The organism is Erythrobacter sp. JK5 (genome assembly GCF_018205975.1).
Taxonomy (GTDB): Bacteria; Pseudomonadota; Alphaproteobacteria; order Sphingomonadales; family Sphingomonadaceae; genus Erythrobacter.
Window position 1 is genome coordinate 424,833 of record NZ_CP073577.1, and the last position, 12,439, is coordinate 437,271.

Genomic DNA, 12,439 nt, shown 5'->3' on the forward strand with positions numbered 1-12,439 from the left:
CCGCTGGTTGCAATACTATCGCTCTGATGATCTGGGCAACAGATGGGGGCTATCGACAATCGACGGAAATCGGCTGTGCCGCCGATCGACCGCTATCGACATCCGGTACGCCTCGGTCGAACGGGACGGGCGATCGATCCGAGAATGCAATAGCGGTTGCGCGCACAGATTGCAGAGGGAACGTTCCATGAAAGGCTTTCGGCTCGCCAGCGCGCTGGCGCTGGCATTCACAGCACCGGCTTACGCGCAGGACGAACCCGCTTCGCCCGAGGTTGCCCATGCGAGCGTCGAGCAATTGCGCCACGTGATCGGCGAATGGGAGGTAGTGACCACCTTCTATCGCGACGACGGGAGCGAAGCCGGCGACTTCTCAGGGACCTATAGTTTCGCTTGGGTCGTCGAGGACAAGGTCGTGCAGGGCATCAGCACGATCCCCGAATTCGCCATGGCATCCGGTATCCTGTTCTACCTGCGCCCCTCGACCCAAGAGATCGAGATGGTCTCGGTCGGGCCGGACGGGCAGCTGTGGACCATGACCGGACCGATGGACAGCGAAACGCGCGAAACGCCCATGGTGGAGCAGGCGGACGGCAGCACGATCAAGCTGCGATTCACGCGCTTCAACGTTACTCCTGACCGGTTCGAATCGCGCATGGAACGATCGAGCGACGGCGGCGAGACCTGGGTGCTGGGCAACAGGCAGGTGTTCGTGCGCAAAGAAGCTTGAGTTCTAAGGCTTCCCGCCCATCCGTTTGTAGCGCGTCTTCCCGTACCGTGTCTTGCGCGTGCCCGGCCTGCCCGCGTCCGAGCGTCCGACCCGCGGTGCTTTCTTCTCCCCGTCCGGCAAGCCAAGCTCGTCGTTCTCCAGCCGCCGGATCTCGTCGCGCAGCCTCCCGGCTTCCTCGAACTCGAGGTCTGCCGCGGCGTCGCGCATGCGTTTTTCGAGGTCCTCGATATAGGCGCGGAGGTTGTGGCCGACGAGGTTGTTGACCTCTTCGTCTTCGAGATCGACCGTCACTCCGTCCTGCGACGCAGTGTGCGCGACGATATCCTGGATATTGCGCTTGATCGTGGTCGGCGTGATGCCGTGTTCTTCGTTGTACGCCTGCTGCTTGGCGCGGCGGCGGTCGGTTTCGGCCATCGCGCGTTCCATGCTGCCGGTGATGCGGTCGGCATACAGGATCACCCGGCCATCGACGTTGCGCGCCGCGCGGCCGATCGTCTGGACCAGCGAAGTCTCTGAACGAAGGAAGCCTTCCTTGTCGGCATCGAGGATGCACACCAGCCCGCATTCGGGAATGTCGAGCCCTTCGCGCAGCAGGTTGATCCCGATCAGCACATCGTACACGCCCATGCGCAGGTCGCGGATCAACTCGATCCGCTCCAGCGTTTCGACGTCGGAGTGCATGTAGCGGACCTTCACGCCCGCCTCGTGCATGAACTCGGTAAGGTCCTCCGCCATCCGCTTGGTCAGCGTGGTGACGAGCGTGCGGTAGCCCTTCTTCGCGGTGGCGAGGCATTCCTGGATGCAATCCTGCACCTGATCCTCGACCGGGCGGATTTCGACCGGAGGATCGATCAGGCCGGTCGGGCGAATCACCTGTTCGGCGAACACGCCGCCGGTCTGCTCCATTTCCCACGTGCCGGGCGTGGCCGAAATCGCAAAGGTCTGCGGGCGCATTGCGTCCCATTCGTTGAAGCGCAGCGGGCGGTTGTCGATGCAGCTGGGCAGGCGGAAACCATATTCGGCGAGCGTGATCTTGCGGCGATGGTCGCCGCGCGCCATCGCACCGATCTGCGGCACCGTCTGGTGGCTTTCATCGACGAACAGCAGCGCGTTTTCGGGCAGATATTCGAACAGGGTGGGCGGCGGCTCGCCCGGCAGGCGCCCGGTGAGGAAGCGCGAATAATTCTCGATCCCGGCGCATGAACCGGTCGCCGCGATCATCTCGAGGTCGAAATTGGTGCGCTGTTCGAGCCGCTGGTGCTCGAGCAGTTTGCCTTCTTCCTCCAGCTCCTTGAGTCGGTGCTCCAGCTCGAACTTGATCGCTTCGGTCGCCTGTTTCATCGTCGGGCCGGGCGTGACGTAGTGCGAATTGGCAAAGACCCGCACCTTGTCGAGCTTCGCGCCGGTCTTGCCCGTCAGCGGGTCGAATTCGCTGATCTCCTCGATCTCGTCGCCGAAGAAGCTGATGCGCCAAGCCATGTCCTCGTAGTGCGACGGGAACAGTTCGAGATTGTCGCCCCGTACCCGGAAGCATCCGCGCGCGAACGCTGTATCGTTGCGCTTGTATTGCAGCGCGACGAGCTTGCGGATCAGCTCGCGCTGGTCGACCGTCTCGTCTGTCTTGATGTCGAACACCATCGCCGAATAGGTCTCGACCGAGCCGATACCGTAAAGACACGAGACCGAGGCGACGATGATCACGTCGTCGCGTTCGAGCAGCGCGCGGGTGGCCGAGTGGCGCATCCGGTCGATTGCCTCGTTCACGCTCGATTCCTTCTCGATATAGGTGTCGGAGCGCGGCACGTAGGCTTCGGGCTGGTAGTAGTCGTAGTAGGAGACGAAATACTCGACTGCGTTCTCCGGGAAGAAACTCTTGAATTCGCCATAAAGCTGCGCGGCGAGGATCTTGTTGGGCGCGAGCACGAGGGCCGGGCGCTGCAATTCCTCGATCACCTTGGCCATGGTGAAGGTCTTGCCCGATCCGGTGACGCCGAGCAGTGTCTGGGTTTGCTCGCCCTCCCGCGCTCCCGCGACCAGTTCGGCGATCGCGGTCGGCTGGTCGCCCGAAGGTTCGTACTCCGAGACGAGCTTGAACCTCCGGCCGCCCATCGACTTTTCGGGGCGGGCGGGGCGATGCGGGGTGAACTCCTCGCCGGTTTCGGGTTCGTCGAGACCGCGGCGGATTACAAGCTGGGACATGCGCGAACATATGAGGCTCGCCGCCCGCATTGTGAAGTGGCCGCCTTCGGCCTAGCCTGCGCGGATAACGACGGTCGCGACGATCAGGATTCGCTGTGGAGGGATATCGGGTGACGAAACGAATAGCAGTTCTTGCGACCTTGAGTCTGGGTTTGGCGGCATGCGGAGGCGATTCCGGCGCCGGCAGTGCCGATGCCGACAATGACGGCGAAATCAGCCTCAACGAGGCGGCGGCCGAGGTCGATCGCAACCAGGGCATGATCAGGCCCCAGGCCGGGCTGTATCGCGGCACGATGGAGCTGGTCGACCTGCAGGTTCCCGATGCGCCGCCCGAAGCGCAGCAGATGCTCAAGGCAATGATCGGCGGCGAGCCGCGCACGCACGAATTCTGTCTGACCGAGGAAGACGCGGAGCAGGGCTTCGAGAAGATGGCGAAGGAATCCCAGGGCGGCGATTGCAGTTTCGAACGCTTCGACATCCAGAGCGGCAGGATGGACGCGGTGATGAATTGCCAGGTGCCCGGACAGGGCGCGGCGAAGATCACGCTGCAAGGCACCGGCACGCGCACGTCGTCGGACATGACCATGAACATGGATGCCAGCGGGCCCAACGGCGAAACGATGAAGATGACGATGAAGACGTCGCAACAGCGGGTCGGCGACTGCCCGGGTTAGACAATCCGCCGCTGCGGGCGGCTGGGTGCGGGAAGCCCTTGCTTCACTTGGCATTCACGCCGCGACGGTAATGTTTCGCGGCCATGGCAACGCGTCCGCCCTTTTCCGGCCTCCCGCCGTTCCCCTTGAAGGAGGGCGAGTTCGCGCGCCGGATCGCGCTTGCGCGCGAGGAACGCCCGGACGAGGAATTCGGCCGGCCGCATGCCCTGCGGCTGCTGGCCGAGCTCGACATCCTGGCCGAACCGGCGCGGCGGCTGGTGCGGCGGCTTGAAATCCCAGCGAGCGCCCGTCCGCGCACCGTGATGATCCTGCCCGGCTTTGGCGCGCGGTCGCGCAAGATGCGCTACATGGCCGAGCAGTTCGAACGCGCCGGGCACGAAGCAAAACGCTGGGGCGTTGAAGGCCGCAACTGGGGCCCGACGCCCGAACGCTTCGCGCGGCTGGAGGATCGTCTGATCGAGCTGCACGCGCGCAAGCGCGAACCGGTGGTGCTGCTCGGCTGGAGCCTGGGCGGGCTGTATGCGCGCGAGCTTGCGCATCGCCACCCGCAGGCCGTGGCCAAAGTCATCACCATGGGATCGCCGTTTTCCGGCAGTCCGCGGGCCAACAATGCGTGGCGGGTCTACCAGTTCGTCACCGGGCACCCGGTCGATGCCCCGCCGGTCGAAGCCGACATTTCCGCCAAGCCTCCGGTCGAGACCGTGGCGCTGTGGAGCCCGTACGACAGCGTCATTGCCCCGCGCTGCGCCGCCGGCCTGCCGGGCGAACGCGATCGCGCGATTGCGCTGCGCTGCACCCATCTCGGTTTTACCTATGCGCCGGAGGCGATTCTGGCGGTGCTCGCGGAATTCGAACGCGACTGACGCTATCTTTTTCAGATTGCGCGGTTAAACTGCACCTTCTTCTCCATTTCCAGACAACAGGGATCAGCGGTCGCCCACGTGGCAGGACAATCCGACATATTCAACGAGATGTTCGAGCCGGACGGTGCGACCCGGCCCGGCTATGCCGACTATTGCGGCTGGTACGACGAACAGGACAAGGGCCTGCTACGGCGCAAGGATCTGGAAGCGGACGAGAACTTTCGCCGCACCGGGATCACTTTCAATGTCTACGGCGAGGACGAGGCCGAAGAGCGGCTGATCCCGTTCGACATGGTCCCCCGGATCATTACCGCAGCGGAATGGCGGCGGCTGACCCGCGGGATCGAACAGCGCGTACGAGCGCTCAACAGCTTCCTTTACGATCTGTATCACCGGCAGGAGATCATCCGCGCCGGGCGCATTCCCGAACGGCTGTTCCATCACAACGCCGCATGGCTGCCGCACATGGTCGGCTTCACCCCGCCGGGCGGAATCTACACCCATATCGTCGGGATCGACCTTGTCCGCACCGGGCCTGATGAATTCTTCGTGCTGGAAGACAATGCCCGCACTCCGTCGGGTGTCTCGTACATGCTCGAGAACCGCGAAACGATGATGGCGATGTTCCCGGACCTGTTCAGCCGGATCGCGGTCGAGACCGTGTCGGACTATCCGCGCCGGCTCGCCCGCTCGCTGGCAGCCTGCGCCCCGCCTGACTGTTCGGACAGCAACGGCGGCAAGCCTGCGGTCGCGGTGCTGACGCCGGGGATCTACAATTCCGCCTATTTCGAGCACGCTTTTCTCGCCGACCAGATGGGTGCGGAGCTGGTCGAGGGCAGCGATCTGCGGGTGGTCGACGGGCGGGTGCAGATGCGCACCACCAGCGGATACACGCCGGTCGATGTGCTCTATCGCCGGGTCGACGACGAATATCTCGATCCGCTCACCTTCGATCCGAACAGCCTGCTGGGCGTACCCGGGATCATGGACGTCTATCGCGCCGGGCGGATCACGATCGCCAACGCGCCCGGCACCGGGATATGCGACGACAAGGCGATCTACAGCTTCATGCCCGAGATCGTCGAATTCTACACCGGCGAAAAGCCGCTGCTGCCCAATGTCGAGACCTGGCGCTGCGCCGATGAAGACAGCCGCGCCTACGTGCTCGACAATCTGGAAGAACTGGTGGTCAAGGAAGTGCACGGATCGGGCGGATACGGAATGCTGATCGGCCCGACCGCTTCGAAGCGCGAGATCAAGGAATTCCGGGCCAAGCTCGAAGCCAACCCGGACAATTACATCGCGCAGCCGACGCTCTCGCTTTCGACCTGCCCGATCTACACCAAGAAAGGGCTCGCGCCGCGCCATGTCGATCTGCGCCCCTTCGTGCTGGTCTCGCCCGACGGGATCGATATCACCCCCGGAGGACTGACGCGGGTGGCGCTCAAGGAAGGTTCACTGGTGGTCAATTCGTCGCAGGGCGGCGGCACCAAGGATACGTGGGTGCTCAAGGACTGATGCGCGGGAACTCATCATGCTAGGCCGCACCGCCAACGGATTGTTCTGGATGTTCCGCTATATGGAGCGGGCCGAGAACACCGCGCGCCTGCTCGAAGCCGGGCTGCGCATGGCGTTGACGCGCGATCTGGTGACCTCCGAAGAGGAATGGCGTTCGGTCATCGCGACCTCGGGTCAGCAATCGCTCTACGAGGCGGCGCACGATCGTTACGAGGCCCAGTCGGTCTGGAACTTCGTGCTGCGCGAGAAATCGAACCCGGCCAATATCCGCGAGATGTTCAAGGAAGTGCGGACCAATGCCCGCACCGCCCGGGCGAACATCTCGAGCGAGGTGTGGGAAGCGGTCAACGAAAACTGGATGAAGCTCGACACGATGCTGGCCAAACCGGTCGGGCAGGGCACGGTCGGCGAAGTGGTGCGTCGCGTCCGCCGCGCGGGGACGCAGGTGCACGGCGCCTTGCTCGGCACGATGCTCCGCAACGAAGCATATCACTTCGCCCGCGCGGGGACCTTTGTCGAACGTGCCGAAAGCACCGCGCGCATCCTCGACTTGAAGTATTATCTGCTGCTGCCTTCGCTGTCCTATGTCGGCTCCAGCCTCGACACCGGACAGTGGGATCAGGTGCTGCGATCGGTTGCGGGCGCGCGCGCCTACACCTGGCTCAACGCGGGGCAGATCGACGCCCGCGGGATCGTCGAATTCCTGGTCCTCGACGATCGTTTTCCGCGCAGCCTTGCGTTTTGCCGCAGCGCCTTGCGCGAAAACCTCGCCGCGCTCGCGCGGGTGCATGGAGCCGAAGGCAGGTGCAACGAACTGATGCGCGAAGCCGACATGCAGATCGCCGAAATCACCGTCGATGGCATATTCGAACAGGGGCTGCATGAATTCCTGGTCGATTTCATGTATCGCAATGGCGCGATCGCGCAGGCCATCGCCGAAGACTACCGTTTCCTCGCATGAGACTTTGCCCATGAGACTGGCGATCCGCCATACCACCCATTATTCGTTCGCCGATCCGGTGTTCCACGCGCTGCAGCGGCTCCGGCTGACGCCTAAGGAAACTCAGGGGCAGCGGATCGTGAACTGGGAAATGGAATACGAAAACGCGCATCCCGAGCTCGAATACGACGATCAGCATTTCAACACCGTCACTCTGATCGCGGTCGACTCCGGCGCCAGCGAAGTCGTCGTGACCTGCCACGGCACGGTCGAGACTCAGGACAGCGCCGGGGTGATGGGGCGACATTCGGGCCACCTGCCGCTGTGGAGCTTTCTCGGTCAGACCAAGCTGACCAGGCCGGGGCCGAAGCTGCGCGGATTGCTGCGCGACCTTCCGCTTCCCGAAGACGGGGCGAAGCTCGATTTCCTCCATGCGCTGTCGGGGCGGATTCTCGACCGGGTCAGTTACAGCACCGGGCAGACCGGGGCAGGGACCACCGCCGAGGAAGCCGCCGCACACGGATCCGGCGTGTGCCAGGACCACGCGCATATTTTCATCGGCCTCGCCCGCGCGTCGGGAATTCCGGCGCGCTATGTCAGCGGCTACCTGATGATGAACGACCGGATCGACCAGGAGGCCAGCCATGCCTGGGCCGAGGCGCATATCGACGGGCTCGGCTGGGTCGGGTTCGACATTTCCAACGGGATCAGCCCCGATCCCCGCTATGTCCGCGTCGCAACCGGCCGCGACTATCGCGATGCCGCCCCGGTGACCGGGATCAGTTTCGGCACTCCGGCGCAGCATCTCCGGGTCGATGTTGCGGTCGAACAGCAGCACCACGTCCAGGAACAGCAGCAGCAATAAGAGTATCGCCGCTGTCCGGGATAGGCTAGCCGCGCGACCGACAACTTCGAAGGAATCCGCATGACCTATTGCGTTGGCATGGTGCTCGACAAGGGCCTGGTGCTGATGAGCGACACCCGTACCAATTCGGGTGTCGACAACATTTCGGTGTTTCGCAAGATGTTCCACTGGCAGGTGCCGGGGGAGCGCATGATCGCGATCATGACCGCCGGCAATCTGGCGACCACCCAGGCGGTGGTGGGCAAGCTCGAGGAGCGCACCAAGGAACCCGACGAGCGCGACAACACGCTGATAAAGGGGCAGACGATGTTCAACGTCGCAACCGAGATCGGCCGGTTGCTGCGCGAAACGATCGAAGAAGTCCAAAGCGCCAACGGCGACCGCGGGAAGAGCCGCTTTACCGCGTCGATCATCCTCGCCGGCCAGATCGCCGGAATGCAGCCGCGCCTGTTCATGATCTACCCTGAAGGCAATTTCATCGAGGCGAGCTGGGACACGCCGTTCTTCCAGATCGGCGAGACCAAGTATGGTCGCCCGATCATCATCCGCGGTTACGAACGCGGCATGAGCTTCGAAGACGCGGTCAAGCTGCTGATGGTGTCGTTCGATTCAACCCTCAAGGCCAATCTGTCGGTCGGGCTTCCGCTCGATTTGCTGGTCATCGAAAAGGACGGTTTCGAGCCCACGCACCAACACCGGGTCGCACAGGACGACCCCTATTTCGACGCGATTTCGTCGGGCTGGGGCAACGCCTTGCGACAGGCGTTCCTGTCGCTGCCGAGCTACAGTCTCGAGACGACCGACACCTGAGCTGCGACGAACCGAACCGGGTAAACCCGTACGTAGGATAGCGGATTCGCGTTCGTTTCGGAGTGTTGATTGCTTCGTGATATCAAAATCTTAGATATAAGTTAACCGTTCATTGCTCCGGAATGGCGAAGGTCTCGCGTGAACCGGTGCCGCATCTCGCGCAATGCGGTAACCATGTCACGAAAAGCCACGCTCCACTTCATCGACTCATCCAGCCGCCAGCGCGCCGAGCTCGCGCGGGTCGGGTTCGCGCTGGGCCACCACGCCGAAGTCTACGGCGACCTGTCCGAACTCTCGGTCCACCCGCCGCGCGAGGGGATCATCGTGGCGCGCGACACGGTTGAACAGGGCGGGGTCGCGACGATCCTCGAACGGCTCAGCCGGCTCGGCATCTGGCTGCCGCTGATCGCGGTCGATATCCAGCCCCGGCCGACCCGGATCGTCGAGGCGATCAAGGCCGGAGCGCTCGACTACCTCTCGCTGCCGCTCGATCCCGAACGGTTCGGGCGCTGCCTCACCCGCATCGCCAAGGAAGCGGAGCTGTTCGGCCAGGCGCGCCGCCGCATGATCGAGGCACGCGACCGCATCTCCAGCCTGTCGCAGCGCGAGCGCGAGGTGCTGGACTGGCTGGCGCAGGGCAGCAGCAACAAGGTGATCGCGCGCGAGCTCGAGATCAGCCCACGCACCGTCGAGATTCACCGTGCCAACATGATGACCAAGCTTGGCGCGCGCCACGCCGCCGAAGCGGTGCGGCTGAAACTAGAAGCCGGGCTCGACGAACCCGAGGCGCCCCGGCAGCGGGCCTGATCCGCACGCCCGGCACCCCGGTCGGCCTCGCCGCTCTCGCCCCCTCTTGTCCTCTGCCTGGCGGCGGGGCCGCATCGCGGCAGCGGGGGTCAGCGGCAGAACTGCCCGCTCGATTCTTCGAGATGGAAGTGATCGCGGTGCGCCGCGTTGTATTCGGGGCCCAGCACCGTGCCGAAGCGCTTGCACGCGCTCCTGTGCACCACGCGCAGGAACTCGCGTTCCGCCGCGCTGCCGTTGTCCCAATCTTCGGCCAGCGCAATCCGGCGACCGTTCTCCAGCACGAAGGCCGAGACGTCGATCGCTTCCGCGCGCGCATGGGCGGAGCGGCGTTCGCTGCCCGCGACATTGCGGCAGGCATAGCTGCCCATGGTTTCGACCCGGGCGAGCGGGCTGCCGAGGATTTCGCGCGCGGCGCGATCGACCCCGAACCGCAGCCATCCGTTGAAGGTCGTCGCGGCGCGGCAGGTGACCGGGCCGATATTGCTGATCCCGAAGCGCGACGCATCGCCGGCCAGTGCCGACAGCTGCACTGTGCCGAGCGTGCTGCACCCCGGCGCGGAATAGGCATCGGGCAGCGCATCGAAGCTGGCGCCGGCGGCGTTAAGCTCGGCGAAGCAGGTGACGTCGCCCGCGCGGTTCGAGACCCGCTGCGGGGTCGAGGCGACGCGGGCGGGCGGGCGCGAAGACGCGCTGGTCGATCCGGCCGCTTGGCCCGCCGCCGGGCCGCCGTTCGAGGCCGGGATGAGGCTCCCGCAGCCGGCCAGCGCGAGCGCGCTCGCCAGCAGGGGTATCGCCTTGGGGGTCGCGGTGAATGTCATGGTTAAGGACTCTTGCCCGGAAATGGTTAACGGACCGGTAACGTCCGCGCCCGCCATGCCCCGCGAAAGCGCCCGCGCGGCGGCCCGTGCCGCGATCCCGGCGAGCGGACCGCGTCAGGGCAGTTCGTCGGCCACCTGCTCCCACAGTTCGATCTTCACTCCGTTGGGATCGAGGATCCAGGCGAACTTGCCGTAGCCTTCGTCGGCGGTGTCGAGCACCTTCACCCCCTTCGCCTCCAGCCCGGCGCAGAAGCCATCGAGATCGACAACCCTCAGGTTGATCATGAAGCCACCCTTGCCCGGCTTGATGTACTGATCGTCGGCAAAGTGGCTGACCAACGAATAGGGGTTCTGCATCGGATCGTCGGCCCACGCGAACTGCGGGCCATAGGTCCCGTCGACCCCCAGCATGTCGCGATACCAGGCGCGCGTCGCCTCGGGATCGGCGGCGACGTAAAACACGCCGCCCAACCCGGTGATCCGTGGTCCTGTCTGCTTGCTCATTGCGATCGTCTCCCTGTGTGTCGTGAGCGTCCCGCGGCCGAATGTGGACCATCCGGGCCGCGCAGGGAAGGGCGCGGTGCCGCCGCCCGGCCTCCCGCCGCACGCCCCCTAAGGGATGGAACGCATGGAACGCGGTCCAGACGCTAGGCTCAAGCGACCAAACCGGGCGCGATCGATCGTTCCGGGCGATCACCGGACCGGACGGGAACGGCGCCACAGGCGAAGGCGGGCGGCATGACGAACCGGGATGCACCGCCCCGCGCCGAGCGGAAACGGCAAAGCTGCACATTGTTCTTTTTCGTCATTCGCGCGCAGGGCGGATGACGGTTTTTGGGGGGATCACCTTTCGGCCTCCTTCCAGATAACCTAATACCCCGCCAACATCCCTCCCGCACGAAGGCCCCTTCCATGACCAACCTCTCCCGTTTCACCGGCAAGACCGTCATCGTCACCGGCTCCTCGACCGGCATTGGCGAGGGGATCGCACGGCGGTTTCATGATGAGGGGGCCAATGTCGTCATCAATGCCCGCAACGCGGAGAAGTGCGCGGGCGTGGCGGCGACGCTCGATGCGGAGCGGACGCTGGTGGTTGCGGGCGACGTAAGCCAATCGGCCTTCGCCGACGAGATCGTGAGCAAGACGGTCGAGCGGTTCGGCGGGCTCGATTGCCTTGTCAACAATGCCGGGGTCGCCGACCAGGGCCTGCTGCACAAAATGTCCGATGTCCAGATCGACCGGGTGATCGATATCAATGTGAAGGGGGTGATCTACCTGTCGCGCGCGGCCATTCCGGAACTGATGAAGACGCACGGGTCGATCATCAACATCTCCAGCGTATCCGGCATCGGCGGGGATTCGACGCTGCCGCTCTACAACGCGTCGAAAGGCGCGGTGACCAATCTCACGCGCGGGCTGGCGTTGCAGCTCGGGCCCAAGAACGTGCGGGTCAACGCCATCAACCCGTCGGTCACCCGCTCGGACATGGTCGAGGGCCTGACCGAAAGCGAAGCGGCGATGCGGATGATCATGAACCGGATGGCGATCAAGCGCGTGGGCGAGCCCGAGGACATCGCCGCGGCCGCCGCCTTCCTCGCGAGCGAGGATGCGAGCTTCATCACCGGGGTGAACCTGCCGGTTGATGGCGGTACGAGCGCCTCGAACGGTCAGGCGAATTTCATGCAATAGGTTCGAGGGGACGGCCAATGCGAATTCCCACAATCCTAGGCTTTGGCGCAATCGCGCTGGCGTCGTGCAATACGGAACCTAAGGCGCACTCGCGTGCCGGTATGGACGCCACGCAAGCCGATGTGTCCGAGCCGATTGCATCCGCCGAGCCCGACGGAGCGAGTACTTCCGGCGCAGCCTCGAACGGCGATACGCCCGCCGATGCTTCGGAAGCGGCGGCAGCGTCAGGAGAGAGGCAGGATACCATCCCGGCACGCTTCCACGGCACCTATGCCGAAACGACTGCCGCCTGCGACATCAGGGCCCATGGTCGCTTCACCGTGTCGGCCGACCGGATCCAGTTCTTCGAAAGTGCGGCCGATGTGCTCGGCGTGCGTGTCGATGGCGACTATGCGGCGGTCGATGCCGAAGAAACCTATGCCGACCAGACGGGCCGCTATGTGTTCTACATGGCGTTGGAGGGAGAGGATCGGCTGCGCTATCGCTACGACAGGAACGAACGGATGACCTGGGTGCGCTGCCCGTAAGG

At 64.5% G+C, this 12,439-nt stretch carries 13 protein-coding genes; 10 read left to right on the top strand and 3 right to left on the bottom strand.

Annotation, left to right across the window (positions count from 1 at the left end; translation table 11 throughout):
• The first annotated feature begins 187 nt into the window (after window positions 1-187).
• A complete protein-coding gene (locus KDC96_RS01910) occupies window positions 188-727 on the top strand; it encodes a hypothetical protein (RefSeq protein ID WP_212450226.1) in 540 nt (179 codons plus the stop codon).
• Window positions 728-730: 3 nt separating this feature from the next.
• Here KDC96_RS01910 and uvrB read toward each other — a convergent pair whose 3' ends face one another.
• A complete protein-coding gene (gene uvrB / locus KDC96_RS01915) occupies window positions 731-2,926 on the bottom strand; it encodes an excinuclease ABC subunit UvrB (protein WP_212450228.1) in 2,196 nt (731 codons plus the stop codon).
• A gap of 140 nt (window positions 2,927-3,066) precedes the next feature.
• Between uvrB and KDC96_RS01920 the strand changes: the two genes are divergently transcribed.
• From KDC96_RS01920 to KDC96_RS01950, 7 genes are all read left to right on the top strand, one after another.
• On the top strand, window positions 3,067-3,600 hold the full coding sequence (locus KDC96_RS01920; RefSeq protein WP_212450229.1) for a DUF3617 domain-containing protein: 534 nt from the start codon (window positions 3,067-3,069) through the stop codon (window positions 3,598-3,600).
• Window positions 3,601-3,683: 83 nt separating this feature from the next.
• The gene (locus KDC96_RS01925) at window positions 3,684-4,463 is read left to right on the top strand and encodes a triacylglycerol lipase (RefSeq protein ID WP_212450230.1); all 780 of its coding nucleotides are present in this window, start codon (window positions 3,684-3,686) and stop codon (window positions 4,461-4,463) included.
• 108 nt (window positions 4,464-4,571) lie between these two features.
• Window positions 4,572-5,981: a circularly permuted type 2 ATP-grasp protein gene (locus KDC96_RS01930; RefSeq protein ID WP_212452288.1), complete on the top strand. Its 1,410-nt coding sequence runs from the start codon at window positions 4,572-4,574 to the stop codon at window positions 5,979-5,981.
• A 16-nt stretch (window positions 5,982-5,997) separates the two neighbouring features.
• On the top strand, window positions 5,998-6,942 hold the full coding sequence (locus KDC96_RS01935; protein WP_212450232.1) for an alpha-E domain-containing protein: 945 nt from the start codon (window positions 5,998-6,000) through the stop codon (window positions 6,940-6,942).
• A 10-nt stretch (window positions 6,943-6,952) separates the two neighbouring features.
• Window positions 6,953-7,786 carry a transglutaminase family protein gene (locus KDC96_RS01940; protein WP_212450234.1) on the top strand — a complete coding sequence of 278 codons (834 nt, stop codon included), beginning with the start codon at window positions 6,953-6,955 and terminating at the stop codon, window positions 7,784-7,786.
• Window positions 7,787-7,846: 60 nt separating this feature from the next.
• Complete coding sequence (locus KDC96_RS01945; protein ID WP_212450236.1) at window positions 7,847-8,596, top strand: proteasome-type protease; 750 nt, start codon at window positions 7,847-7,849, stop codon at window positions 8,594-8,596.
• A gap of 174 nt (window positions 8,597-8,770) precedes the next feature.
• The gene (locus KDC96_RS01950; protein ID WP_212450238.1) at window positions 8,771-9,403 is read left to right on the top strand and encodes a response regulator transcription factor; all 633 of its coding nucleotides are present in this window, start codon (window positions 8,771-8,773) and stop codon (window positions 9,401-9,403) included.
• An 89-nt stretch (window positions 9,404-9,492) separates the two neighbouring features.
• Here KDC96_RS01950 and KDC96_RS01955 read toward each other — a convergent pair whose 3' ends face one another.
• Both KDC96_RS01955 and KDC96_RS01960 read right to left on the bottom strand, forming a co-directional pair.
• Window positions 9,493-10,221: an extensin family protein gene (locus KDC96_RS01955; RefSeq protein WP_212450240.1), complete on the bottom strand. Its 729-nt coding sequence runs from the start codon at window positions 10,219-10,221 to the stop codon at window positions 9,493-9,495.
• Window positions 10,222-10,335: 114 nt separating this feature from the next.
• On the bottom strand, window positions 10,336-10,725 hold the full coding sequence (locus tag KDC96_RS01960; protein ID WP_212450243.1) for a VOC family protein: 390 nt from the start codon (window positions 10,723-10,725) through the stop codon (window positions 10,336-10,338).
• Between the two features lie 408 nt (window positions 10,726-11,133).
• On the opposite strand from KDC96_RS01960, the gene KDC96_RS01965 reads away from it, so the two are divergent.
• On the top strand, window positions 11,134-11,910 hold the full coding sequence (locus tag KDC96_RS01965) for an SDR family NAD(P)-dependent oxidoreductase (RefSeq protein ID WP_212450245.1): 777 nt from the start codon (window positions 11,134-11,136) through the stop codon (window positions 11,908-11,910).
• A gap of 101 nt (window positions 11,911-12,011) precedes the next feature.
• Complete coding sequence (locus KDC96_RS01970) at window positions 12,012-12,437, top strand: hypothetical protein (protein WP_212450247.1); 426 nt, start codon at window positions 12,012-12,014, stop codon at window positions 12,435-12,437.
• Window positions 12,438-12,439: the final 2 nt, after the last annotated feature.